This is a genomic window from Candidatus Pelagibacter sp. Uisw_134_02 (assembly GCF_047720265.1).
In the GTDB taxonomy this organism is placed as follows: domain Bacteria; phylum Pseudomonadota; class Alphaproteobacteria; order Pelagibacterales; family Pelagibacteraceae; genus Pelagibacter.
On sequence record NZ_CP159813.1, the window covers coordinates 391,206 to 417,360 of the forward strand.

The following is a 26,155-nucleotide window of genomic DNA, read 5'->3' on the forward strand; positions in this document are numbered from 1 at the left end:
TATTTATGTTTGACCCAAACAATCCTTGTTTATTTTGCAACTCTAAACAAAGTGGTTTAAGTGCTGAAAATGAGTTTGCTTTTGCTAGTTATGACACATATCCTGTGTCTGAATTTCACTGTTTAATAATTCCGAAGCGTCATGTTAGGGATTATTTTGATTTAAGTGATGACGAAGTGATTGCTTGCAATAACCTCATTAAAAAAATTAAAGAAGAAATATTATTAAAAGATCCTTCAGTTGAAGGGTTCAATATTGGAACAAATTCTGGTGCTATTGCAGGACAATCAATTATGCACTGTCATATTCACTTAATTCCAAGAAGAAAAGATGATGTTGAAAATCCACAAGGTGGTGTAAGATCAGTTATCCCGTTAAAACAACATTATAAACGTAAAGCGTAAGTTGTATTTTGATTGATAAATAGCGCACCTAATAACGGTTGATCTATCATTTCAACTATATTAAAAACTCAAAATTAAGATTCAACAAAAATTGCAATAAAGGGTAATATTAACATGATGTCAATTAGTCCATTTTCTACATTAGCAGAATCAATTTCTCCATCAGTTATTCAAGGCTTTGTTTTAATAATGTTGGGTTTAATCGTCATTGGAACAGTTGTTCAAATGATACATCATAAAAATGTTACTTATTTTTTTAATAATGCAAAAAAAGCAAAATTAGCTGCCGAAAGAGAAATTGGTGCTGGTGAAAAAACAGCAATTATTTTAAAAACTGTAGTCCATGATATTGCAACTACTGCAGAACTAGGTGCAGGCAAAAGAAGAGTTGCTCACGTTATGGGGATGTATGGAACTATCTTATTTTGGGTTTCATCAGTAGTATTAGTTTTTGGTTATACAGGAATAGGAATAACCGCACCAACAATATGGCCTATAATTTGGCATGTTGGAGCAATAATGACTTGTGTGGGTGGATACTGGTTTTGGTTATTTTTAAGAGTGGATGTACTTGCAGAAGCTCATCCTTGGTACAGGATTATTAAAGCAGACTTGTTTGTTCTAGCACTTCTTGCATGTGCAACTACTGGACTTGCTTGGTCTTACTTTCAATCTTCAGGATCAACAGGATTAGGATATATATTTTTAGTTTTATTTATTACCTCAAACATTGTTTTATTTGGGGGAGTTTATTGGTCAAAATTTGCACATATGATTTATAAGCCTGGTGCAGCAATCCAAAAAAACTTAGCAGAAGCAGATGGATCGAGAGACAATCTTCCTCCATTAGCCGATGCACCAAAACAATTTGGATTAGGAATTAAAAGAGAACAACCAAAACACTATTAAGATAAAGAGAGAGAGGTAATATAATATGTCAACTTTTGTGTACATGACGAGATGTGATGGATGTGGTCACTGTGTGGATATTTGTCCATCAGATATAATGCACATCGATGAAAATATTAGAAGAGCAGTAAATATTGAGCCAAACTTTTGTTGGGAATGTTATTCTTGTGTAAAAGCTTGCCCAAATCATGCAATTGATGTTCGTGGTTATGCTGATTTTGCTCCTATGGGTCATAGTGTTAGGGTTAGACGTGAAGAAGAAAAAGGAACTATCTCTTGGAAAATTAAATTTAGAAATGGAACTACAAAAGATTTTGTATCTCCAATTACAACAAAACCTTGGGGAAAATTTATTCCTAAATTAGCTGAAGGTGAAAAACCTAACCAGGGTGAGATTAATTCTCAAATGCTTTACACTGAGCCTAATGGTTTAAATATCGATGGTAAATTACCATCAGTATCAAAAGATACCTTTAAAAAAGGAGTTTACTACTAATGGCTAAACATAAAACACATTTTGAGGATTGCGATGTTCTAGTTGTTGGTGGTGGTATGGCAGGAACTGGTGCTACTTTTGAGGCTAGACACTGGGGAAGAGACATGAAAATTATTTGTGTTGAAAAAGCTAATATCGATAGAAGTGGAGCAGTTGCTCAAGGTTTATACGCTATTAACTGTTATATGGGTATGCAGTGGGGTGAAAACCAACCTGAAGATCACGTAAGATACGCACGTAATGATCTAATGGGAATGGTTAGAGAAGATTTAGGTTACGACATGGCCCGTCACGTTGATTCAACTGTTCACATGTTTGATGAATGGGGTTTACCAATGATGAAAAATGAAAAAACAGGTCGTTACCTTAGAGAAGGTAAATGGCAGATCATGATTCATGGTGAAAGTTACAAGCCAATCGTTGCAGAAGCTGCAAAAAAATCAGCTGATAAAATTTATAACAGAATAATGATTACTCATCTTTTAATGGATGATGCTCAAAAAAATAGAGTAGGTGGAGCTGTTGGTTTCAATATGAGAACTGGTGACTTCCATGTATTTAGATCAAAAACTGTAATTGTTGCAGCAGGCGGAGCATCTCACATTTTCAAACCAAGAGCAGTTGGAGAAGGAATGGGAAGAACTTGGTACGCACCATGGAGTAATGGTTCTGCTTATGCATTACCTATTGCTGTTGGAGCTAAAATGACACAAATGGAAAATAGAATTGTGTTATGTAGGTTTAAAGATGGATATGGTCCAGTTGGAGCATACTTCTTGCACCTTAAAACATATACTCAAAATGCAAATGGAGAGAACTATGAGAAGAAATGGTATGATCAAACTAAAGAGTTAGTTGGTGAATACATAGATCACCATCCAACTCCTACATGTTTAAGAAACCATGCATTTATTCAAGAAACTATTGCAGGCGGTGGACCAATTCATATGGTTACAACTGAAGCTTTTCAAGATCCACACTTAGAGACTGTTGGTTGGGAAAACTTTTTAGGTATGACTGTTGGTCAAGCTGTCGTTTGGGCTTCTCAAAATATTGATCCCAAATACACAAACCCTGAATTAACTACATCAGAACCTTATGTTATGGGTTCTCATGCAACATGTTCTGGTGCTTGGGTTAGTGGACCTGAAGATTTATCTCCACCAGAATATTTCTGGGGTTATAACAGAATGTTAACAATTGATGGTCTTTTTGGTGCAGGAGATACTGTAGGTGGAAGTGCTCATAAATTTTCGTCAGGATCATTTACTGAAGGTCGTTTAGCTGCAAAAGCTGCTGTAAAATATATTGAGGATAAAAAAGCAGAAGGCATTAAAGTTACAGATAAACAGTGTGAAGACTTTAAAACTGCTATATTTAAACCTTTAGAAACTTATCAAGTAGCTCAAAATGAAATTACAGGTGGAACAGTTTCACCAAGTTACATTTCACCTATTCAAGGCCTTCAACGTCTACAAAGAATTATGGACGAGTATGTTGGGGGAATTGCAACTAATTATATGACTAATGGTAATATGCTTAAGAGAGGCTTAGAATTACTTGCTTGGTTAGAGGAAGATTTAGAAAAAGTAGGTGCTGAAGACTTACACCAACTTATGAGAGCTTGGGAGTTAAAACACAGAGCTTTAACCTCTCAATGTGTAACTGAACACACTATGTTCCGTGAAGAAACTCGTTGGCCTGGTTATTATTACAGAGGTGACCATATGAAACTTGATGATGATAATTGGCATTGCTTGACAGTTTCTAGACGTGATCCAAAAACTGGAAAATTCTCACTAGAAAAAGTACCTGTTTACCATATAGTTGACGAGAACGAGAAGAAAAAAGCTTCTTAAAATAGTTAGACTTAAATTATGAATCTTTTAGAGAAATCTGATGATGAGATTATAGCGATTGCCAATCCAATTTGGGATAACCTTGTCAAAACTTCAAATATGAAAGATTATGGTGGCTTTACCAAAGATTTTGGTACTCAAATGTTATTTGGAGCAAACGAGGTAGAACTTGGAAAACAATGGTCTAACAATAAACTATTAACAAGTTTATCAGAAGATTATGAGGCTTTTGGCTGTCTAAGAAGAGGTAAAAATATAACAGTATTATTTAAACAGAAAAGTAAAGAGATAGAAGGTGAGTTCCTAGGAAGATTAGTTCTTGGTGTCGAAGGTGAAGATATAAAAGTTTTTGGAGCAACAATCTATTAATATTGATAATAGGTTACTGTAAAGTATTATTTGACAAATACGACTTTCATGATAATCAGAATTATCAATGCCTGATCTACTAAAAAAACTACCTTCTGAAATCAGAAATAATAAATTAAAAACTGGTGTGATTTTAGGATTGTCTGCCTATTGGGGAATAATTCTTGTTGGCACTTTTATTTCTTTTTAGTCATAAAGAATAAATTAAACTTAAATTAACAAATAATATTTCAATCAAAACCTAGGATAAATTTCTTTATATCATTAAATTAACATGATATTTTGTATTCTCTTGTTTTATGAAAAATGTAGATCAATCATGTTTAATAAAAAAAGATGACTAAGAAAATATTAATAGTATTAGGTACACGTCCAGAGGCTATTAAATTATCACTTTTAATTAAAACTCTCAGATGTGATAAAAGATTTAGTGTTAAAGTCTGTATAACTGCACAACATCGTGAAATGCTAGACGATGTTTTGGAATTATTTGAAATTATTCCTGAATATGACCTTAATATTATGAAAACTGGAATTGGATTAAATGATATTACTGTAAAAATAATTTCTGGATTAAACGATATTTTAGAAAAATTTAAACCAAATATTGTCTTGGTCCAAGGAGACACAACAACAGTTTTAACATCAGCTTTAGCTGCATACAATAAACAAATACCAATAGCGCATGTAGAAGCTGGGTTGCGAACTGGACAAATATACTCTCCATGGCCAGAAGAGGGAAACAGAAAGATGACATCTACTATTACACGATATCATTTTGCCCCAACTTTATCTGCTCAAGAAAATCTTTTAAAAGAAAACATTGATCCAAATATAATTTATGTTACAGGCAATACGGTTATTGACTCTTTATTCTGGGTTCAAAATAAAATACAAAATGATAAAGAGCTCAAAAGAAATTTAGATTCAGATTTTTCATATATTGACTTTAATAAGCGTATTATTTTAGTAACAGGTCATCGTAGAGAAAGTTTTGGAGAAGGTTTTAAGCGTATTTGTGAAGCTCTTTCAGAAATTGCTAAAAGAAATCAAGATATACAAATAATTTTTCCAGTACATTTAAATCCTAATGTTCAAGAACCAGTAAATAAAATTTTAAAAAGTATAAAAAATATTATTTTACTTAAGCCGTTAAATTATATTAGATTTCAATATCTTATTTCAAAATCATATATTGTTCTTACAGATTCAGGAGGTATTCAAGAAGAGGCACCCTCACTTGGTAAGCCTGTTTTGGTAATGCGTGATATCACAGAAAGACCGGAAGCGATTGAAGCTGGAACTGTTAAGTTAGTAGGAACAAATATCAAAAAAATAGTTAACTCAGTCAATAATCTTTTAGATAAAAAAAAAGAATATCAAAAAATGAGTTTATTACATAATCCATATGGTGACGGCAAAGCATGTGGACGAATAGTTGAATTACTTGCAAATTAATGAAGAATGAGAATGATGTAATTTATTCTTTAAATAAATCTATTTATTGACAAGAATAACATTGAAGAATATTTAGATATTAATAATTTTAAAAAGTAAAAGGTATAATTCATGGAAGTTTTTCTTCCAATAGCAGAAGTATCAGTAAATATAATAGCAATTTTTTCTTTAAGTGGGATTGTTGGAGTTCTTTCGGGTCTTTTTGGTGTTGGAGGTGGTTTTTTAATGACACCTTTCTTAATTTTTCTTGGAGTACCACCAACATATGCAGTTGCAAATGAAGCAAACAACATTTTAGCAACTTCAGTTTCAGGATCAACTACACATTATTTAAAAAATACTCTTGATTATAAGATGGGCTTAATGATTGTAGTAGGAGGTGTGTTCGGAACTCTTCTCGGGATTTGGACTTTTACTTATTTTAAAGGAATTGGAAAAATTGATATTGTTATTTCACTAGCCTATATGTACATTTTGGCAATTATAGGTACCGCAATGCTGGTTGAAGGTTTAGGTGAAATAGATAAAGCAAGAAAAAAGATTATAACTAAAAAAAAACTGCACGTTCACTATTGGATACACGGCCTTCCTTTAAGAATGCGTTTTCCAAAATCTAAACTGTATGAAAGTGCATTTACCCCAATCATTATAGGTCTAATAGTTGGATTTATCGCAGCAATCATGGGTATAGGTGGTGCATTTATTTTAGTGCCTGCTATGATTTATATAATTGGAATGCCCACAAAGTTAATTCCTGGCACATCTTTATTTGTTACCATTTTTGTAAGTGTTATTGTTACTTTTTTACATGCATTTAATTATGGATCTATTGATTTAATTTTAGTTACAATGTTAGTACTGGGATCTATTGTTGGTGTTCAAGTGGGACAAAAGTTAGGTGAGTTTGTAAATAGTGCTGGTCTTAAAACTCTTCTAGCAGTTTTATTATTATTGGTTGGTATAGCTATTGCCTATGATACTTTTTTTGCAGAACACGTTACAAATGAAGTTAACAAGATTGATATTAATGATTTAAACCCCTTATCAATAGTCATTAAAAAACTATCAGTTGAGATGCCAATTTTATATGGATTATTCTCGATTATATTTGCTGTTACTTTAGGAGTTGCGGCTGCATTTATTAGAAAGTTTTTTTCAAACTTGCGAAAGAAATATTTTAAAAAATAAACTAATTAATTAATTTAAGTAGATGAAAATATGCAAAATAAAAAAATAGCTATAATCGGATTAGGTTACGTTGGCTTACCACTAGCAATAGAATTTGGTAAAAAACGTAAAGTGATTGGCTTTGATATTGATAAAGAACGAATTATTCAACTTGAAAAAAAAAATGATTTAACACTTGAAATAAAAAAACATGAATTTAATGCCGCTATTCATCTTAGTTTTACAGTAAGTAAAGATGATCTTAAAAATTGTAGTATTTTTATTGTTACAGTCCCAACTCCAATTGATCAGCATTATAGACCAGATCTAACCTCACTAGAAAAATCTAGTGAACTAGTAAGTTCTATTCTTAAAAAAGGTGATATTGTTATATATGAGTCAACAGTATACCCAGGTGCTACAGAAGAAGTATGTGTACCAATTCTTGAGCGTAAATCAGGCTTAGTATTTAATAAAGATTTTTATTGTGGTTACTCACCCGAACGTATTAACCCAGGAGATACAGAACATAAAATTACTAACATAAAAAAAATAACCTCAGGTTCAACTCCTAAAATTACTACTGAAATAGATGAGTTATATAAGGAGATTGTAGTTGCAGGAACACACAAGGTAAATAGTATTAAAGTAGCTGAAGCAGCTAAAGTTATTGAGAATACTCAAAGAGATTTAAATATAGCACTTATAAATGAGCTTGCTCTTATTTTTAACAAACTCAATATTGACACTGAATCAGTATTAAAAGCTGCAGGTACAAAGTGGAATTTTTTACCATTTAAACCAGGATTAGTAGGAGGACATTGTATTGGAGTAGATCCTTATTATCTCACACACAAAGCAAAAGCAGTTGGGTATAATCCAGAAATGATATTAGCTGGGCGAAAATTAAATAATAATATGGGATCATATGTGGCAGAACAAGTAACAGAACTTATGAGTAAAAAAGGTATTCAGGTAATAAATTCTAATATCCTCATAATGGGATTAACTTTCAAAGAAAATTGTCCCGATCATAGAAACACACGTGTTATTGATTTAATAAAAAAATTTAAAAGTTTTAATTGTGAAGTAGACACTTATGATCCTTGGGTTGATAAAAATAAATTTTTTAATATTCATAATATACAACCTATAGATGAACCAACAAAAGGTAAATATGATGCAATTATATTAGCTGTTGCACATGACGAATTTAAAGCATTAACTTCAGAACAAATTAGAGCTTTTGGAAAAAGTAATCATATATTATATGATATAAAATATTTACTCAAAGCCAGTGAGTCAGATGGTAGATTATAAACTTTATTAATTTTTTACACTTAGTATAAATTTGTAAATAGTTGCATTGTGATTATGCTAACCAATCCAACTGTTATCATTGCAATAAAACCAACAATAAAAGGTTTATAACCCATTACTTTAATATCTTTTAGATTTGTTGATAGTCCAATAGCAGCCATTGCCATACTTAAAAATATTTTAGCAGAGTCTTTGATATTTGATACAGTATCTTTCCAAATTTGACCTAAACTTTCAGATAAAAATATTTGGTCCCCTGTATTTCTAAAGACTATCATTGCAATAAAACCTAAAACAAAATATGGAAATATATTAAGTATAGAGTAGTTTTTATTTTTAGTTGTATTTCTGTTATATAAATAAGCAAAAAGAGGTATCATTATTACCAAAAAAGTATTTCTGATTAATTTAGTAATAGTTGCAATATTTAGTGTTTCTGGACTATTAAACTGCTGGTCATAAATTAATCCAGCTGCAGCAACTTGTGAAGTTTCATGAATAGCTGTTCCTAAAAATAATCCTACAAATAAAGGATCACCATTAAAATATATATTAGCAAAATATGGATAGATTAACATTGAGATTATTCCAAAGACAGTTATATTAGCTATAGCATAAGCAACTTCACTCTTATTTGCTTTAATTACTGGTGCCGTTGCCATAATTGCTGTAGTTCCACAGACAGTGCTACCAATTGATATCAAGTAAGCCATTCTAGTTGATATTTTTAATTTTTTAATTAATAACTTAACTACAATTAATACACTTATGATACAGACAATGATCAAAGGTATGGCTATAGAACCAAATTTTAAGAATTCGAAAGGTTTTAATTGAATTCCAAGACAAATTATTCCAAGTTTTAAAATATATTTTTGAGTAAAATCTATTCCAAGCAAGAAACCTTCTCTCATTTGAAAAATATTTCCAAGCACAATACCCATTAGAATTGCTATCATGGCTGTTGATATTGGGCTTTTATCGTAACCTAATAATTCAATACCAATAATATTATTTAAACCTTGAGATAATGTGTAGAGAACAAAAGTTAAAATGATACCTGGTGCAATAGCCAGGTATTTTTTAAATAGCATTATTTAATATAGTAAAATTTTAAGCACTTCTGTAAAGTTTAGTCATAACAAACTCTTTATGACCTAATGCTTCAGCACAAGTTAATCTTCCGTTAGCAACTCTAATCATTGATTTTATTAATTCATCACCTGCTTCAGACATATTCATTTCACGTGATAATATTTTTGAAACATCACAATCAATATGTTCTCCCATACCTTTTACAGTTAATGGGTTGGCAGTTAGCTTAACAACAGGTTCTATAGGGTTACCTACGATATTACCTTGACCTGTCGGGAATAAATGAATGTTAAATCCAGCAGCTGCTTGTAGTGTAATACATTCTGCTGCTGCAGATGAAGTGTCCATAAAGTATAATCCTTTTCCTTTAGTAGGTTCTTCAGCTGGTTCTAAAACATCTATAAATTTACAATTTCCAATTTTTTGGAAGTTTCCAAATGCCTTTTCTTCAATTGTTGTTAATCCACCTGCAATATTTCCTGCGGTTGGCTGACTTTCTGAAAGATCATCTGTTGCTTCTTTTAGAATAAAATCGTTGTAATCACTCCACGTTTTCATAAATTTTTCGGAAGCTTCCGGACTTGCACCACGTGTAGCACAAACTTTTTCAGCACCAGTTAACTCTGAAGTTTCACCAAAACATAAATGAACTCCTAATGGCTCTAATTTATCCATCAAGTTTCCAACTGTTGGGTTAGCAGCAAGACCCGATGTTGTATCTGACTCACCACATTTAACAGAAATCCATAAATCACTTAAAGGACATTCTTCTCTTTGTTTTTCGGAAGCCCACATTGCAAATTCTTGAGCTTTTTTAGAAGCTTTCATAATTGTTCCAATGTCACCAGTTCTCTCAATATGAAATCCTTCAACTGGTTTTCCAGTTTTAGCAATTTCATCTACAATTCTTTTTGTCCACTTAGGTTCAATTCCAATAACAATTACAGCAGCAACGTTAGGGTTTTTTCCAGTCCCAATCATTGTTCTAAAGTGTAAGTCTAAATCAGCGCCAAATTGAAGTCTTCCATAAGAGTGAGGAAGGGCAATTGTACCTTTAATGTTATTTGCTACAGCTTCAGCACAAGCATTTGAAATATCATCTACAGGTAGGATGATTACATGGTTTCTAGTACCAACTCTGCCATTTTCTCTTTTATAACCTAAAAAACTTTTTGGAATTTCCATATTTTTTACCACTTCTTCGTTTTTACATTATGAACATGAACATGCTCACCTTTCTTGATTGATTTAACTACTTTTCCGATATCATGACCATATTTCAAAATAGTATCACCTTCATTAAGGTCAACCATTGCAATTTTATGTCCTAATTGAATTTCATCTACTGATTGAATTTCAACCGTCTTATCATTTTCCATAATCCAGCATGAGCAATTTTGTTTTGAAGTGATTTTGTCAATAACAACTACTCCAACGTTGTCTTTTTCGTCATGTATAATAATGTCTGTAGCCATAATTGTGTCGATTTGTTTATTTGAAATTTTTTAAATCTTATATATTAATCATTAAAATTAACAAATTATTTATAAATTTTTTCAACAATAAAAGCAGGAAGGCCTAATTATGACTAAAATGACAACAGAAGAAGCTTTTGTAAAAGTTTTACAAATGCATGGAATTGAACACGCTTTTGGAATTATAGGATCTGCCTTTATGCCTATATCAGATATTTTTCCTGATGCTGGAATAACTTTTTGGGATGTTGCTCATGAAACTAATGGTGGTTTAATTGCAGATGGCTACACTAGATCAACTGGTAAAATGTCAATGGTAATTGCTCAAAATGGTCCTGGTATAACAGGTCTTGTTACACCAATTAAAACTGCATACTGGAACCATACTCCTTTATTATTAGTCACACCTCAAGCTGCTAATAAAACTATGGGTCAAGGTGGTTTTCAAGAAGTAGAACAAATGAATTTATTCAAAGATATGGTTTGTTATCAAGAAGAAGTTAGAGACCCTTCAAGAATGGCAGAAGTATTAAATAGAGTAATTGAAAAAGCGATAAGAGGATCAGCACCCGCACAAATAAATGTTCCAAGAGATTATTGGACACAAGTTATTGATATAGATCTTCCTCCAATTGTTAGATTAGAAAGACAGGCAGGTGGCGTTGATGCAATTAAAAAAGCAGCAGACTTACTATCAAATGCAAAGTTTCCAGTAATATTATCTGGTGCTGGTGTTGTAATTGGTGGGGCGATTGAAGATTGTAAAAAATTAGCTGAAAAATTAGATGCTCCAGTTTGTTCAGGCTATCAGCATAATGATAGTTTTCCTGGAAGTCACCCACTAGCTGCCGGACCATTAGGTTACAATGGATCAAAAGCTGGAATGCAATTAATTAAGAAAGCTGATGTTGTTCTTGCTCTTGGTACAAGATTGAATCCTTTCTCAACTTTACCTGGTTATGGCATGGATTATTGGCCCAAGGATGCAAGCATTATTCAAGTTGATATGAATTCAGATAGAATTGGTTTAACTAAAAAAGTATCAGTTGGAATCTGTGGAGATGCAAAATTAGTATCTCAACAAATTTTAGCTCAACTCTCTTCAACAGCTGGAGACACCAATAGAGAAGAAAGAAAAAATACTATTCACCAAACTAAATCTGCTTGGTTACAAGAATTATCAAGTCTAGACCATGAAGATGATGATGAAGGTACAGTTTGGAATGCAGAAGCTAGAAAAAGAGATGCAGATAGAATGTCCCCCAGAGAAGCTTGGAGAGGAATTCAAGCTGGCATGCCTGATGATGTAATTATTTCAAGTGATATTGGAAATAACTGTGCAATTGGAAATGCTTACCCTACATTTGAAAAAGGTAGAAAATATTTAGCACCGGGATTATTTGGTCCTTGTGGATACGGTTTTCCAGCAATTCTTGGTGCAAAAATTGGTTGTCCTGATACACCAGTCATTGGTTTTGCAGGTGATGGTGCATTCGGCATTAGCATGAACGAAATGAGTTCATGTGCTAGAGAAGAATGGCCAGCAATTTCAATGGTAATTTTTAGGAACTATCAATGGGGAGCTGAAAAAAGAAACACAACTTTATGGTTTGACGATAACTTTGTTGGAACAGAACTTGATCCAGAATTAAGTTATGCAAAAGTTGCTGATGCTTGTGGTTTAAAAGGCGTTACGGTTCGTACATTAGAAGAAACTACAGCAGCTATCAAGCAATCATGTGAAGATCAAAAGAAAGGAATTACAACTTTTATTGAAGTAATTCTTAACCAAGAACTGGGTGAGCCTTTTAGAAGAGATGCTATGAAAAAACCAGTTAAAGTTGCAGGGATCAAAAAAGAAGACATGATCAAACAACCTTCTTTGGTATCTTAAGGTCTTTTAAAAAATACCATATCTGTCATAATCTAACTACATGAAAGTAGTGAATGATACTAGTTGTAGTTGGATTAATGATCTTGATAGAAGATCTAATATAAAAACTTTAGATAAAGATAAGTCTTGCGACTGGTTAATAGTTGGTGCTGGTTACACAGGTTTATCCGCTGCTAGAAAATTATCGGAAATTCACCCAAATCAAAAAATCATTATTGTTGATGCACAATTAGCAGGTGAGGGTGCAAGCGGAAGAAACTCTGGATATTTAGTTGATACCACTCTTAATGATGGTTTTACATCAAATAAAGAAGTCTCTAATTATAAAAAGAAGACAGACATTTATAAATTAGGAATAAATGTTGTAAAAAAATTTATTAAGGAATATCAGGTTGATTGTGATTGGAATGAAAGTGGAAAATATTTTGCTTCTTCAAATAAAAAAGACAGAAAGATATTAGAAAATTTTAGTAAAATTCTATTAAAGTTAAACTTTGAACATAATATTGTAGAAAAAGATGATTTGGGAGAGAGATTAGGTACAAAATTTTATAACTTAGCCCTTTATACCAAAGGTGGAATTTTATTACATCCAGGAAAACTTGTAAGAGCAATGATCGACACCTTATCCGTTAATGTTGAGCTACTAGAAAACACTCAATTAAATGAATGGTCAAAGAATAGTGATACAATTATTTGTAAATTTAATAATTATAAAATAATAACTAAAAAAATTATTTTTTGTACAAATGGTTTTTTAAAATCTCTAGGTTTAAAATCTAATTATAATTTTCCACTCACATTAACAGCAAGTATGACAAGACCTTTGTCTGACAGTGAATTTAAATCAATAGGGGAACCTAAAGAATGGGGTGTATTACCAGTTAGATCTATGGGCGCAACAGTTAGAATAACCAAGGATAAAAAAATTTTAATTAGAAATACAGTTGAAGTTCACAGTCCATTTAAAATGTCGAATGAAGAATTAAGAAAGAGATCTATAAACCATAAAGTTGGAATAACAAAAAGATTCCCAACATTACCAAGTGATATTATTGAATCTAGTTGGTCAGGTATAGTGTCAAGAAGTGGAAATAGTTCTCAAATTTTTGAAAAAGTTAATAATAACATATATATTGCAGGATGTTATAATGGTTCTGGTATAGGTGTTGGAACTTTGTTTGGTGAACAAATAGCGATCAAAGCTAGTGGAAATAATAGTTCTGAAATTGAACTAATCAATTTAAGAAAAAAACCCAATTGGTTACCCCCAAAACAATTTTTAGATATTGGAATAAAAACAAGATTATTTTATGAAAGATTAAGAGCTAAATCTGAGATATAGTTTATTTAAAAATTATCTTTGATTAAGTTGTAAAACTTTTCTATGTTTATTTCCTTTATAACTTGCTAAAGGTCTGATTAATTTATTGGCTGCATGTTGTTCCATAATGTGAGCTGACCAACCAGTAATTCTTGAAATTACGAATATAGGTGTAAAGAAATCAGTGTCAAAACCCATTAAATGATAAGTGGGTCCAGTTGGGTAGTCTACGTTTGGATAGATATTTTTTTCTTTGATCATCACTTTTTCAACAATGTCGTATATTTTTTCAAATGTTTTATCTTTCTTAACAATTGCCACTCTTTTGAAATATTCTCTCATAGTTGGGACTCTTGAATCTCCACTTTTATAAACACGATGGCCAAAACCCATAACGACATCCTTATTTTTTAAGGCATTATTTATCCATTTTAATGCATTTTCGGGCTTTTTAATTTTTTTCATCATGTGCATCACCTCTTCATTTGCTCCACCATGAAGAGGACCTTTTAAACTTGCAATGGCACCTGTTATTGCTCCATGAATATCAGATAAACTGCTTGTGATAGTTCTAGCAGTAAAAGTTGAAACATTAAAACTATGTTCTGCGTATAAAATTAAAGAAACATCAAAAGCTTTGACAATTTCTTTATTTGGAACTTTTCCAAAACACATATGAAAAAAGTTTTCAGAAAAAGTAAGTTTTTTTTTTGGTTTTAAAATTTTTTTTCCTCTTCTAAGTCTGTAAAAAGCTGCTAATGCAGTGGGTGTTTTTGCAAGAATTCTAATTGCCTTTCTTAAATTTGCTTTTGGGGAGTTATCTTTGGTTTCTTTATCTTCAAGACCCATAACACTGACAGCAGTTCTTGCAACATCCATGGGGTGAGATTTTTTAGGAATTTGTTTTAGAATATTTATTAAATTTTTTGATAAAGTTATTTCTTTAGACAATTCTTTCTTGAATTCTTTTAATTGTTTTTTGTTAGGTAATTCTTTATTTAGAATTAAGTAGGCAACTTCTTCAAAATCACATCTAGCACACAAATCTTGAGCTGCATAACCCCTATAAGTTAGAGAATTGATTTCTGGCATAACTTTTGAAATTTCAGTTTCATCAACAATTATACCTAGTAAGCCTTTTTTAATTTCATCACTCATTATTCATGTCCTTCCGTAGTGAAATTATAAATTTTTTCATCTAAAGAGTTGTATTTTTCATATTCTACTAATTCGTATAATCTTTTTCTTGTTTGCATTTTATCAATAATATTGTTCTGGTGTCCATTTACATAAATGTCCTTAAGTCCATCTTCTACATTTTTCATTGCTAATCTTTGTGTAGTTACTGGGTAAATTACAATATTATACCCAAAACTCTCTAATTCTTTGTAATTAAAAAGTTTAGATTTCCCAAATTCAGTCATGTTAGCTAACAGATAACAAGAAAGTTCTTTTCTAACTTTTTCAAAATCTTTTTCATCATGTAGTGCTTCTGGAAAGATAATTTCAGCACCAGCATCTATGTATGCCTTACATCTATCTATCATTTTATCTATACCTTCAACCCCTTTTGCATCAGATCTAGCTATTATTTTAAAATTTTCATCTTGTTTAGCAGCAACACATTCTTTAATTTTTTTTACCATTGTGTCTGTTGAAATTAATTCTTTGTTATCTAAGTGTCCACATCTCTTACGTTCTACTTGATCTTCTAAATGAACTGCAGATATTCCAAATTCTTCAAAAGTTTTAATGGTTTCTTCACAAGATTTAAAACCAGTATCAATATCAACAATCGTAGGTAAACTTGTAACTCTTGAGATTAAATAAGACCTAGTGCTCACATCTTGCAATGTAGTTAGGCCTATATCAGGAAAACCTAAATCATTAGCCATAACCCCACCTGATACGTAAACTGCATCATAACCAATTTCTTCAATAAGTTTTGCTGTCAATGGATTATAAGCTCCAGGAACTCTTAAAATTTTATTTGATTTTAATTTACTGACAAAGTCAGCTCTTTTTTGACTGGGCTCTTTATCTACAAAATGCACTAAAAAATTCCTTGTTTTTTATTTTTTTTAATTTGATTCCTCTTAACTTGAATATTCAATTTATTTAGTTCACCTACTTTTAAATTTTTAAGGTTTTGAACTGCCTTTAAGAAGCGTGCACTTTCTTTTTTGTCCAAAATACCATCTGTTAGTGTTAAAAATTTATTTATATAGTTTTTTCTTTTAAATGGTCGTGCTCCATATGGGTGAGCATCTGCTCTATCTAATTGTTCTATAATTTTTTTACCATTATTTATAGTAATAATTACTTTTGCTCCAAATGATTTATTTTTTGGATCAGGGTCGTGATACTTTTTAGTCCATTTTTTATCTTCGTGAGTTGTAATTGATTTCCATATTTTGATTGTACTTTTTTTATTAGCTCTTTGCTTAGTATAAGATCTTAAATGATGCCAATTAGCATCTTCTAAAGCTACGGCAAAAATGTACATTATTGAATGATCTAGAGTTTCTCTACTTGCATTTGGATCCATTTTTTGAGGATCGTTTGCGCCTGTACCGATTACATAATGAGTATGGTGACTTGTATATAAGTCAATTTTTTTTATCTGGTTAAGATTATCTATTTTTTTATTTAGTTTCTTTGCAATATCGATAAGTGCTTGTGCCTGATATTCAGCAGAATACTCTTTAGTATAAGTTTCAAGAATGGCTTTTTTACTTTCACCTTTTTTGGGTAATGGCACATTATACAAAGCTTTTTTTCCATCTAAAATTCTAGCTATTACACTGTCTTCACCTTCGTAAATGGGGCTAGGTGCACCTTCGCCCCTCATTGCTCTATCAACAGCTTCAATAGCAAGCTTACCTGCATGTGCTGGTGCAAATGCTTTCCAACTTGAAATTTCACCTTTCCTAGATTGTCTTGTTGATATTGTAGTATGCAAAGCTTGTTGAATAGCTTGATAAATTGTTTCAGTATTTAATTTTAGCATAGAGCCCAATCCTGCTGCAACACTAGGACCCAAATGAGCAATATGATCAATTCTGTGTTTATGAAGACAAATACCTTTTACCAAGTTAACTTGAACTTCATAAGCTGTAATAATTCCTCTTAAAAGATCTAAGCCACTTTTTTTATTTTGTTGTGCGACACTTAACAAAGGAGGAATATTGTCACCTGGATGACTGTAGTCTGCAGCTAAAAAAGTATCATGAAAATCAAGCTCTCTAACCGCTGTTCCATTTGACCAAGCAGCCCATTCACAATCAAATTTTTTTTTTGAATCTATTCCAAACAAAGTTGCACCATTTTTTCTTGGGTGTTTTAATGCCATTTCTCTAGAAGAGATAACAGCCTTTCTATTTAAAGATGCAATAGCAACAGAAGCATTATCAATTATTCTATTAATAACCATTTCAATTGAATCTTTACTCAATTTTGCATTATCAGATGCAATCTCAGCAATCTTCCAAGCTAACTGATTTTTTTTAGATAAAGGTATTTTAGATGGGTAAACTTTAACTTTATGTGAAATCACAAATCTCCTTAATTTTTATGAGAATAGTAATAATTAGAAAAAAAATTAAATCAATCTTTTAAGTAAGCTGAAACTATTTTTTCAACACCTATAAAGTCTTTTATTAAATGATTATGATAAATTTCATTAGTATTTTTTTCTGTATAGCCATTTTCTAATAAGATCACAGGTATTGATGCAGCTTTAGCAGCATTAGCATCAGTTTCACTATCACCAATCATTAGAGATCTAGTTATATCACCATCCAAAATTTCAATTACACTTGTTAGGTGTCTAGGATCAGGTTTACAATAATCAAAAGTATTGTGGCCTGCTACATATTCAAAATATTCATAAATTTCAATTTTTTTTAAAAGATCGATAGCTAAGTGTTCCTGTTTATTAGTACATACAGCCATAGAAATATTTTTACCTTTGCACCATTGTAAAAATTCTTTAACTCCATTTATGAGAGTACTTTGTTTTATAATATTCTTTCCATAATATTCAACAAAGTCCTTAGACATTTTATCTTTAATTTCTTGGTCAGTCACGCTTTGGTATTCTTTTTTTGCTTGACCCCATATAGATCTACCAATCAATGCACCAGCACCTTGACCCACTAAGTTTCTAATTTCTTCTGTTGATTTTGTTGGAAAACCATATTTTTTCATTACATGATTGTGCGCACCCATTAAATCAGGCGCTGTATCAACTAAAGTTCCATCTAGATCAAATAAGATTGTATATTTTTGAGTCATTTATAAAGTATTTTTAAGAAATAATTTGTGAATTAAGATAACTTAATACTTACTATAAAGAATTTTATAAATGAAACAAATAAATTCACAAAAAATTCAAATAAAGTTGCGTAATAAATTTATTAAATTGGGAGTTAAAATGGTTGGTCCAGAAACAATTTTTTTTTCAGAAGACACTAAAATAGGCAATAATGTTGTGATCAATCCTTATGTAGTTATAGGCAAGAAAGTAAAAATTGGAAACAATGTAATAATTAATTCTTTTTCACACTTAGAAGATTGTAAAATAGAAAATAAAGTTGACGTAGGACCTTATGCAAGAATACGACCTGGCGTTATATTGAGAGAAAATTCAAAAGTTGGTAATTTTGTTGAAATTAAAAAAAGTACTATTGGAAAAAAATCTAAGATTAGTCATTTATCTTATATTGGAGATAGTGAAATAGGAGATGGAGTTAATATTGGAGCTGGAACTATAACTTGTAATTATGATGGAATTACAAAAAGTAAAACTAAAATTAAAGATAACGTTTTTATTGGGTCTAATTCATCATTAGTTGCCCCCATAACAATAAATAAAAATAGTACTGTTGGAGCTGGATCTGTAATAACAAAAAATGTCAAACAAGATAGTTTAGCAATAACTAGACCCTTACAAACAGAGGTCAAACATTACAAAAGAAAACAAAAAAAATAATGTGTGGAATTATAGGCATCACTAGCAGTAAGCCAGTTTCATCTGCGATTATAAATTCACTTAGAAAATTAGAGTATAGAGGTTATGACTCTGCTGGAATTGCAACTTTATCAGAGGGAGTAATTAATGAAGTTAAATCTGAAGGTAGAGTTGAAAATTTAGAAAAAAATTCGGCTATTAAAGGTATGTTAGGCTCTGTTGGTATAGGTCATGTTAGGTGGGCAACTCATGGAATACCTAATACTATTAATGCACACCCTCATTCATCTGAAACAGTTTCTGTTGTTCACAATGGAATTATAGAAAACTCTACAATTCTCAAGAAATATTTAATTAGCAAGGGACATAAATTTAAATCACAAACAGATACAGAAGTAATAGTTCATTTGATTACTGAATATCTAAAAGAACATGATTTAAAAAATTCTATATTAAAAATGCTTAATCAACTTCATGGAAGTTTTGCCTTAGGTATAATTTTTAAAGATCAACCAGATTTAATTGTTGGGGCTAGACGGGGCTCTCCACTAGCAGTGGGATATGGACCTAATGAAAATTACTTAGGTTCGGATTCATATGCTTTAAAATCCATGACAAATAAGATTTCATACTTAAATGATGGTGAGTTTTGTATTATTAAAAAGGATCATGTTGAATTTTTTGATAAAGAAGGATCAAAGGTTAATAAAAAAGTTTTAGAATTATCTACTGACGAGCAAAATTATGAAAAAGGTGATTTTAAACATTTTATGGTAAAAGAAATTGAAGAACAACCGACTACTTTAAAAAATTGTATCAAGGAATATATTGATACCATTAATAACGATATCAATATTTATAATTTCCCTTGGGATTTAAAAGAAATTTCTTCCATAACTCTAATAGGATGTGGAACGGCATACCACTCTTGTTTAATGGCAAAATATTGGTTTGAAGAATTAACAAAATTAGATGTTACAATTGATATTGCTTCAGAGTTTAGATATCGAAATAATAGATTTAAAAAAGATAACCTATATATTTTTGTTTCCCAATCTGGTGAAACAGCAGATACATATGCTGCTTTAGATTTATGTAATAAGAATAATATGAAAACTTGTAGCGTAGTAAATGTTATCGAAAGCTCAATAGCAAGAGACTCTAATTTTGTATTACCAATTCATTGTGGCCCAGAAATTGGTGTAGCTTCAACAAAAGCCTTCTTGGGACAAATGTTGGTTCTATATATTTTGATACTAAAATTAGCCTCTTTGAGAAAAGATTTAGAAAAAAATAAGTATGTAAATAAAATTAAAGATTTAAAGTTATTACCAAAACTAGTTGCAGAAACTTTGTTGACTGAAACTAAGATTCAAGCAGTCTCAAGCACATTTACTGATGCCAAAGGGTCAATGTTTTTAGGCAGAGGATTTTCTTATCCTATAGCTTTAGAGGGTGCACTTAAATTAAAAGAATTAGCCTACGTTCATGCAGAGGGGTATCCAGCAGGTGAAATGAAACATGGCCCATTAGCCTTGATAGAAGATGGAATGCCAGTAGTAGTTTTAGCTCCAAGAGATAGCTATTATCCAAAAACAATTTCAAATATGCAGGAAGTTATAGCAAGAGGTGCAAAGGTTTTATTAATTACCAATAAAAGTAAAGATGAAGTTCTATCAGAAAATATCTGGGAAACCATTGAAGTTGAGAACACTAATGATGATTTACTTCCATTTTTATTAACAATTCCGTTGCAAAAATTGGCATATTATTCTGCTCTTAAAAAAGGTTATGATATCGATAAGCCAAGAAATTTGGCGAAATCTGTTACTGTTGAATAAATAGTTATTTGGTATAACTTAAGCCTAATGACCAAGTATGTTTTAATTAAAAATTTGAAATTAATTAAATTTTCATTAATAACATTTTTTTTACTGATTTTTACTTTTAATGTAAATGCTAAATCTTTTGAAATCACAGATTACACAGTTTCAATAACTGGAATATTTCATGATGTCACAGTTGCTTTTGATGATTTAAATCACATTGGTACCATTAGATGTGTAATTCACAAAAAAAATGGGGGTCCAATAGGAATGCAATCAAAATTTATTAGGGGCGTTGGTACAATAGTAATACGAACTGCTGGAATTACAGGAACTAATGTAAAATGTAACTTTGTTAAATAAAAACCCTGTTACCGCACTATTGAATAATTAATTAAGTCTGCTAGAACACTCCTAGGTTGAATATGAAAAATTGGAAAATAAATAGCTGGAGAGATTATCCTGTAAAACATATTCCGGAGTATCCGGATAAAAAAGAATTAGATGGAGTTCTTAGTAAGATTAAAGATTTTCCACCTTTGGTTTTTGCAGGTGAAACAAGACATCTAAAAGAACAGCTTGCTGATGTTGTTGATGGAAAAGCTTTTTTGTTACAAGGTGGAGACTGTGCGGAAAGTTTTGCAGAATTTCACCCTGATAATATTAGAGATACATTTAAATTAATTCTTCAAATGTCCTTAGTTCTTACTTATTCTGCTTCACTACCAGTTATTAAACTCGGAAGAATTGCTGGACAATTTTCTAAACCAAGAAGTTCTTCATTCGAAAATATTGATGGTATTGAGCTACCTAGCTACCTAGGAGATAATATTAATGGAATGGAATTTAATGAAAAGTCAAGAGTTCCAGACCCTAAGAGGCTTTTTAAAGCTTATTCTCAGTCTGCATCTACGCTTAATCTTATAAGAGCATTCTCCCACGGAGGTTTTGCTGACCTTAAAAAAGTACATACTTGGAATTTAGGTTTTATTAAAAATTCTCCTGCTGCTAAAAAATTTAAAGATTTAGAAGATAGAATAGCAGATGCTCTAGCATTTATGGATGCGTGTGGAATCAATTCAGACTTTAATAGAAGATTAAAAACAGTTAATTTCTGGACCTCACATGAAGCTTTACTACTTCCTTTTGAACAAGCTATGACAAGAGTAGACTCAACAACAGGCGAATATCACGATACCTCAGCCCACTTTGTTTGGATAGGAGATAGAACTAGACAATTAGATGGTGGACATGTTGAGTTTTGTAGAGGAATTGAAAACCCAATTGGAATTAAATGTGGCCCAACATTAAAAGCCGAAGACTTAATCAATCTTTGTAATAAAATTAATCCAAAAAATGAAAAAGGTAAAATAACTTTAATTTCTAGATTTGGTCATGAAAATGTTTCTAAATTTTTACCAAAATTAATTAGAGCAATAAAAAAGGAAGGTTTAAATGTAATATGGTCATGTGATCCTTGTCATGGAAATACAATTAAAGCTACAACTGGATTTAAAACAAGACCATTTAATAGTGTTGTTAAAGAAGTAAAAAATGTTTTTGAATGTCATCAGAGTGAAGGTAGTTATGCGGGTGGATTGCATATTGAAATGACTGGTCAAGATGTTACAGAATGCACAGGTGGTGCCCAGAAAATATCTGATCAAGACTTATCTAGCCGTTACCACACTCATTGTGATCCAAGGCTTAACGCTAACCAAGCATTAGAGCTAGCTTTTTTAATCTCTGATGAGATTAAAAAAAATGCTGCTTATTCTAAAAAAAATATTAAAGCGGCATCTTAAAGCATTGTATTAAATACAATTTCGTTTAAATTTTAGGTAATGAAACCATTAGAAAAAGCACAATTTATAAGCAATTGGATTAAAGATTACGTAGAAAAGATGCCAAGTAAGGCTCAATCTTTAATCATTGGAATTTCTGGGGGAATAGATTCTTCTGTATCAAGTACATTGAGTGCAATGACAGGTATAAAAACAATTGTTTTATCAATGCCTATTAAACAAAAATTATCACAACATGATTTAAGTTTAAAACACCAAGAATGGCTTGTTAAGAATTTCAAAAATGTTGAGGCACATACATTAAATTTAGATAAATTATTTGAAACATTTAAAGACACCTTGTCTAATTTTGATAGCGAACATGGAATGGCAAATTCTAGAGCAAGAATTAGAATGACTACTCTTTATCAGGTAGCTGCTGCAAACAAAGGAATAGTGGTTGGTACTGGAAATAAAGTTGAGGATTTTGGAGTGGGATTTTATACAAAATATGGAGATGGTGGAGTAGACATTTCTCCCATTGCAGATTGTAATAAATCTGAAGTATGGGAAATAGGTAAGTCTCTTAATATACTACAAGAGATAATTAAAGCAGATCCAACAGACGGACTATGGGATGATGGCAGAACAGACGAAGGTCAATTAGGTCTTAAATATGCAGAATTAGAAGAAGCCATGAATAATGTAAACTCAATAAATCGTGATAAATACCAAAAAATAAGAAAGATGAACCTGCATAAAATGGAACCAATTCCAGTTTGTAAGATTCCTAACTAATCTTATAGATTCACAAATCTATAATTAAAGTATAATTCTAAGATAATGAACAAGGATATATATTTAACAAACAATCTAAGTAACAAAAAAGAAAAATTTGTTCCATTAGATAAAGAAAACATAGGAATGTATGTTTGTGGTCCAACCGTTTATGACAACCCACATATTGGTAACGCAAGACCTCTTGTTATTTTTGATATTTTATACAAAGTTTTGAAATCAAAATATGGAAACAAAAAAATAAACTATGTGAGAAACATTACTGATGTTGATGATAAAATTATTAAATCATCAAAAGAGAAAAATATATCAATATCTGAATTAACAAATAATGTTATTAAAGATTTTAATGATGATTGTAATTATTTAAATTTAGATCATCCTACACATCAACCAAAAGCAACAGATCATATTGATCTTATGATTAAAATGATATCATCTTTAATAAAAAAAGGTTTTGCCTATGAAATAAATAATCATGTTTATTTTGAAGTAAGTAAATTTGAGGATTATGGAAAACTATCAAGTAAAAAATTAGAAGATTTGATAGCAGGTTCTAGAGTTGAAGTTTCAGAAAATAAAAAAAAATCAGAAGATTTTGTTTTATGGAAGCCATCTAAAAACGATGAACCTTCTTGGGACTCCCCTTGGGGCAAAGGAAGACCTGGTTGGCATTTAGAATGTTCTACAATGTCTAAGAAATATTTAGGAGATACATTTGATATTCATGGTGGTGGAATTGATTTGATTTTTCCTCATCATGAAAATGAAATTGCACAATCAAGATGCGCTAATGATACTAAAGTTTTTGCTAATTATTGGATTCATAACGCTTTTATAACTATGTCTAATGAAAAAATGGCAAAATCAACTGGCAACATATTAAAGATTAAAGATTTCAAAGAAAATGTCGATGGACAAGTTTTAAAACTTGCTCTTATGAGCGCTCATTATAAGCAACCACTAGACTGGAATGAAAATCTTTTAGAGGAATGCAAAACCACTATTGATAAGTGGTACGAAGTTTATTTACAGGTGAAAGACAAAATAGTTTTGGATGAAGATATTTTATCTCCATTATATGATGATTTAAATACACCAGGATATATAGCAAATCTACATCAACTTTATGACAAAGCTAAAAAGAGGAATGAAAATGATAAAGTATTATTTGTTTCTGCTTGTAATTTTGTAGGTATTTTAAATAAAACAAAAGAAGAGTGGATCCAATTTAAAAAGAAAAAATTGTCTATCAATGATGATGATATTTTAGAAATGATTACACTTCGAAATAAAGCAAGAAAAGATAAGAATTATAAAGAAGCTGATATTATTAGAAATAAGCTTTTAGATAAAGGTGTTTTAATAGAAGATAAAGATGGTAAAACAATTTGGAAATTTAAATGAGCAAAGAACGACTATATATATTTGATACTACATTAAGAGATGGTGCACAAACTCAAGGTGTAGATTTCTCTGTAGATGATAAGTTAAAAATTGCCTCTGCTTTAGATAACTTAGGAGTTGATTATATTGAGGGTGGATGGCCTGGAGCAAATCCTACTGATACTGAGTTTTTCCAAAATAAACATGCATTTATTAACGCAAAATTAACAGCATTTGGTATGACTAAAAGAACTGGACGCAGCGCTGATAATGACCCTGGTTTATCAGCTCTATTAAATGCAAACACATCAGCAGTTTGTTTGGTAGGTAAATCTTGGGATTTTCATGTCGATATTGCCTTAGGTATTTCTAATGAAGAAAATTTAAAAAACATAACAGAAAGCACCAAACATTTTGTTAAAGAAAAAAAAGAATTTATGTTCGATGCTGAACATTTTTTTGATGGATACAAAGCAAATTCTAAATATGCAATATCATGTCTTAAATCAGCCTTTGATGAAGGTGCTAGATGGATTGTATTGTGTGACACTAATGGCGGAACTCTTCCTCATGAAATTACTAAAATAGTAACCGAAGTTACTAAAGTTATACCTGGTAAAAACTTAGGAATACATGCTCATAATGATACAGGTAATGCAGTAGCTAATTCATTAGCAGCTGTTTGGGCAGGTGTTAGGCATATTCAAGGAACAGTAAATGGTTTAGGTGAAAGATGTGGTAATGCAAATTTAATGTCTTTAATTCCAACTTTTTTCTTAAAGAAAGATTTTGCTTCTAAATTTGAACTACAAATAAAACGTGAGAATATTAAAAATTTAACTCAATGTTCAAGACTTTTAGATGAAATTTTAAATAGAAAACCTAATAAACATTTACCTTATGTAGGTGCTGCAGCATTTTCACATAAGGGTGGGCTGCATGTTTCTGCTGTTCAAAAAGATCCAAAAACTTATGAACATATTAATCCAGAAGAAGTTGGAAACTCTAGAAATATTGTTGTGTCAGATCAATCGGGTAAATCGAATATTATTTCAAGATTAAAAACTATTGGAATCGAAATAAAAGTAAATGATCCTAAAATTAAAAAACTTTTAGATGAAGTAAAAGACAGAGAGTTTATTGGTTATAGCTATGATGGTGCTGACGCATCTTTTGAATTATTAGCAAGAAGGATTATAAGTGAAATACCTAGATATATATTAATTCAAGAATATGATGTTTCTGTTAAGAAAGATTTATCTGGAAAAATAATTTCTTCAGCAAGAGCTCAATTAGAAGTTGATGGTGAAAAAATTATTTGTGAAGGTGAAGGTAACGGACCAGTAAATGCATTAGATAATGCTATTAGACAAAATGTTGATAAATTAAATAAATATACTAAATATTTAAAAGATCTCAAATTGGTAGATTATAAAGTTAGAATTTTAGATACAGGTACTGAGGCCATCACACGTGTTTCAATAGAAAGCACAGATTCTAAAGGAAAAAATTGGTTTACAATTGGTGTTTCTGCCAACATTATTGATGCTTCATTCAAAGCATTAGTAGATAGTCTAGACTATAAATTGTTTAAAGATAAAGCTCCAGCAAGTAAATAA

25 protein-coding genes are annotated in these 26,155 nt (G+C 31.0%); 18 read left to right on the forward strand and 7 right to left on the reverse strand.

Annotated elements, in window-relative coordinates; all coding sequences use genetic code 11:
* Positions 1-5: 5 nt before the first annotated feature.
* The 9 genes from ABXT56_RS02100 to tviB all read left to right on the forward strand — a co-directional run bounded on the left by ABXT56_RS02100 (position 6) and on the right by tviB (position 7,982).
* The gene (locus tag ABXT56_RS02100; protein ID WP_415300826.1) at positions 6-404 is read left to right on the forward strand and encodes an HIT family protein; all 399 of its coding nucleotides are present in this window, start codon (positions 6-8) and stop codon (positions 402-404) included.
* A gap of 114 nt (positions 405-518) precedes the next feature.
* Positions 519-1,313: an adenylyl-sulfate reductase gene (locus ABXT56_RS02105; RefSeq protein ID WP_415300828.1), complete on the forward strand. Its 795-nt coding sequence runs from the start codon at positions 519-521 to the stop codon at positions 1,311-1,313.
* Between the two features lie 25 nt (positions 1,314-1,338).
* Positions 1,339-1,809, forward strand: a complete 471-nt coding sequence (aprB, locus tag ABXT56_RS02110; RefSeq protein ID WP_415300830.1) for an adenylyl-sulfate reductase subunit beta — start codon at positions 1,339-1,341, stop codon at positions 1,807-1,809.
* A complete protein-coding gene (gene aprA, locus ABXT56_RS02115) occupies positions 1,809-3,668 on the forward strand; it encodes an adenylyl-sulfate reductase subunit alpha (protein WP_415300832.1) in 1,860 nt (619 codons plus the stop codon). The genes aprB and aprA overlap by 1 nt, the downstream gene beginning before the upstream one ends.
* Positions 3,669-3,686: 18 nt before the next feature.
* On the forward strand, positions 3,687-4,037 hold the full coding sequence (locus ABXT56_RS02120) for a hypothetical protein (RefSeq protein ID WP_415300834.1): 351 nt from the start codon (positions 3,687-3,689) through the stop codon (positions 4,035-4,037).
* Between the two features lie 67 nt (positions 4,038-4,104).
* Positions 4,105-4,227 (forward strand): hypothetical protein, encoded by a 123-nt coding sequence (locus ABXT56_RS02125; RefSeq protein WP_415300835.1) that lies wholly within the window; start codon positions 4,105-4,107, stop codon positions 4,225-4,227.
* 146 nt (positions 4,228-4,373) lie between these two features.
* Entirely contained in the window at positions 4,374-5,495 is a 1,122-nt protein-coding gene (gene wecB, locus ABXT56_RS02130) for a non-hydrolyzing UDP-N-acetylglucosamine 2-epimerase (protein ID WP_415300837.1), read from the forward strand.
* A gap of 111 nt (positions 5,496-5,606) precedes the next feature.
* The gene (locus ABXT56_RS02135; protein ID WP_415300839.1) at positions 5,607-6,683 is read left to right on the forward strand and encodes a sulfite exporter TauE/SafE family protein; all 1,077 of its coding nucleotides are present in this window, start codon (positions 5,607-5,609) and stop codon (positions 6,681-6,683) included.
* A 30-nt stretch (positions 6,684-6,713) separates the two neighbouring features.
* Complete coding sequence (tviB, locus tag ABXT56_RS02140; protein ID WP_415300841.1) at positions 6,714-7,982, forward strand: Vi polysaccharide biosynthesis UDP-N-acetylglucosamine C-6 dehydrogenase TviB; 1,269 nt, start codon at positions 6,714-6,716, stop codon at positions 7,980-7,982.
* 20 nt (positions 7,983-8,002) lie between these two features.
* On the opposite strand, the gene ABXT56_RS02145 is transcribed toward tviB, so the two are convergent.
* Genes ABXT56_RS02145 through ABXT56_RS02155 form a run of 3 tightly spaced genes read right to left on the reverse strand, consistent with a single transcriptional unit; the run spans position 8,003 to position 10,552 of the window.
* Positions 8,003-9,076: a YeiH family protein gene (locus ABXT56_RS02145; RefSeq protein ID WP_415300843.1), complete on the reverse strand. Its 1,074-nt coding sequence runs from the start codon at positions 9,074-9,076 to the stop codon at positions 8,003-8,005.
* A gap of 19 nt (positions 9,077-9,095) precedes the next feature.
* Positions 9,096-10,262, reverse strand: coding sequence for a UxaA family hydrolase (locus ABXT56_RS02150; RefSeq protein ID WP_415300845.1), 1,167 nt, complete (start codon positions 10,260-10,262; stop codon positions 9,096-9,098).
* Positions 10,263-10,267: 5 nt separating this feature from the next.
* Positions 10,268-10,552 (reverse strand): UxaA family hydrolase, encoded by a 285-nt coding sequence (locus tag ABXT56_RS02155; RefSeq protein ID WP_415300846.1) that lies wholly within the window; start codon positions 10,550-10,552, stop codon positions 10,268-10,270.
* Positions 10,553-10,661: 109 nt separating this feature from the next.
* On the opposite strand from ABXT56_RS02155, the gene xsc reads away from it, so the two are divergent.
* Positions 10,662-12,446 carry a sulfoacetaldehyde acetyltransferase gene (gene xsc, locus ABXT56_RS02160; RefSeq protein ID WP_415300848.1) on the forward strand — a complete coding sequence of 595 codons (1,785 nt, stop codon included), beginning with the start codon at positions 10,662-10,664 and terminating at the stop codon, positions 12,444-12,446.
* A gap of 40 nt (positions 12,447-12,486) precedes the next feature.
* Positions 12,487-13,791, forward strand: coding sequence for an NAD(P)/FAD-dependent oxidoreductase (locus ABXT56_RS02165; protein WP_415300849.1), 1,305 nt, complete (start codon positions 12,487-12,489; stop codon positions 13,789-13,791).
* 12 nt (positions 13,792-13,803) lie between these two features.
* Here ABXT56_RS02165 and ABXT56_RS02170 read toward each other — a convergent pair whose 3' ends face one another.
* From ABXT56_RS02170 to ABXT56_RS02185, 4 genes are read right to left on the reverse strand one after another with little or no spacing between them, the layout of a single operon-like run.
* Positions 13,804-14,928, reverse strand: coding sequence for a bifunctional 2-methylcitrate synthase/citrate synthase (locus ABXT56_RS02170; protein ID WP_415300851.1), 1,125 nt, complete (start codon positions 14,926-14,928; stop codon positions 13,804-13,806).
* Positions 14,928-15,824, reverse strand: coding sequence for a methylisocitrate lyase (prpB, locus tag ABXT56_RS02175; RefSeq protein ID WP_415300852.1), 897 nt, complete (start codon positions 15,822-15,824; stop codon positions 14,928-14,930). Before prpB ends, ABXT56_RS02170 begins: the two co-directional genes overlap by 1 nt.
* Positions 15,824-17,326: an MmgE/PrpD family protein gene (locus ABXT56_RS02180; protein ID WP_415300854.1), complete on the reverse strand. Its 1,503-nt coding sequence runs from the start codon at positions 17,324-17,326 to the stop codon at positions 15,824-15,826. Before ABXT56_RS02180 ends, prpB begins: the two co-directional genes overlap by 1 nt.
* A gap of 50 nt (positions 17,327-17,376) precedes the next feature.
* A complete protein-coding gene (locus ABXT56_RS02185) occupies positions 17,377-18,066 on the reverse strand; it encodes an HAD-IA family hydrolase (protein ID WP_415300856.1) in 690 nt (229 codons plus the stop codon).
* A gap of 70 nt (positions 18,067-18,136) precedes the next feature.
* Here ABXT56_RS02185 and ABXT56_RS02190 point away from each other — a divergent pair, with 70 nt between their 5' ends.
* From ABXT56_RS02190 to cimA, 7 genes are all read left to right on the forward strand, one after another.
* Complete coding sequence (locus tag ABXT56_RS02190; protein WP_415300858.1) at positions 18,137-18,763, forward strand: DapH/DapD/GlmU-related protein; 627 nt, start codon at positions 18,137-18,139, stop codon at positions 18,761-18,763.
* Positions 18,763-20,583 carry a glutamine--fructose-6-phosphate transaminase (isomerizing) gene (gene glmS, locus ABXT56_RS02195; RefSeq protein WP_415300860.1) on the forward strand — a complete coding sequence of 607 codons (1,821 nt, stop codon included), beginning with the start codon at positions 18,763-18,765 and terminating at the stop codon, positions 20,581-20,583. The genes ABXT56_RS02190 and glmS overlap by 1 nt, the downstream gene beginning before the upstream one ends.
* A gap of 54 nt (positions 20,584-20,637) precedes the next feature.
* Complete coding sequence (locus ABXT56_RS02200; protein ID WP_415300862.1) at positions 20,638-20,931, forward strand: hypothetical protein; 294 nt, start codon at positions 20,638-20,640, stop codon at positions 20,929-20,931.
* 62 nt (positions 20,932-20,993) lie between these two features.
* Positions 20,994-22,373: a class II 3-deoxy-7-phosphoheptulonate synthase gene (locus ABXT56_RS02205; protein ID WP_415300864.1), complete on the forward strand. Its 1,380-nt coding sequence runs from the start codon at positions 20,994-20,996 to the stop codon at positions 22,371-22,373.
* A 39-nt stretch (positions 22,374-22,412) separates the two neighbouring features.
* Positions 22,413-23,150, forward strand: a complete 738-nt coding sequence (nadE, locus tag ABXT56_RS02210) for an NAD(+) synthase (protein ID WP_415300866.1) — start codon at positions 22,413-22,415, stop codon at positions 23,148-23,150.
* Between the two features lie 45 nt (positions 23,151-23,195).
* Entirely contained in the window at positions 23,196-24,557 is a 1,362-nt protein-coding gene (gene cysS, locus ABXT56_RS02215; protein WP_415300868.1) for a cysteine--tRNA ligase, read from the forward strand.
* Positions 24,554-26,155 carry a citramalate synthase gene (gene cimA / locus ABXT56_RS02220; protein WP_415300870.1) on the forward strand — a complete coding sequence of 534 codons (1,602 nt, stop codon included), beginning with the start codon at positions 24,554-24,556 and terminating at the stop codon, positions 26,153-26,155. The genes cysS and cimA overlap by 4 nt, the downstream gene beginning before the upstream one ends.